The 401-nt window shown below is 63.8% G+C and carries 1 protein-coding gene; it reads right to left on the bottom strand.

The genetic code is table 11. The features are described from left to right. Window positions 1-34: 34 nt before the first annotated feature. The coding region (locus HZR81_RS23770) for an integrase core domain-containing protein (RefSeq protein ID WP_500129416.1) at window positions 35-401 on the bottom strand (367 nt) is incomplete at its 5' end.

A 401-nucleotide genomic window follows, 5' to 3' on the forward strand; every position in this document is an offset into this window, starting at 1 on the left:
CGGCGATTTTCAAGGTAGTTGTCGCGTGAGCGTGTCACGCTGCCTTTGATGTTTGCTGCAGTACCGCTTCCCGCTCCGGGTTCAGGCACACGATTGGTGCCAGCACCCAGTTCCTGATGTTGCCGCTCCAGCGCTCCGGGTGCCGTGCACGCGCCGCCTCGTACAGCTCGATACGCTTGCGCAGCAACTCTTCCGCCTGGCCAGTATGTCGCTGCGCCGGGGTCACGAACTTCAGGGCGCTGTGGCGATGTTCATGGTTGTACCAGGCCACGAAGCTGTTCACCCAGTTCCTGGCCTGCTCCAGCGTGTCGAAGGGCCGCTCCGGCCACAGCGGGCAGTACTTCGCCGTGCGGAACAAGGCCTCGGCATAGGCGTTGTCATTGCTCACCCGCGGGCGGCTG

The sequence above is a fragment of the Pseudomonas sp. LM13 genome (assembly GCF_041381355.1).
Taxonomy (GTDB): domain Bacteria; phylum Pseudomonadota; class Gammaproteobacteria; order Pseudomonadales; family Pseudomonadaceae; genus Stutzerimonas; species Stutzerimonas frequens.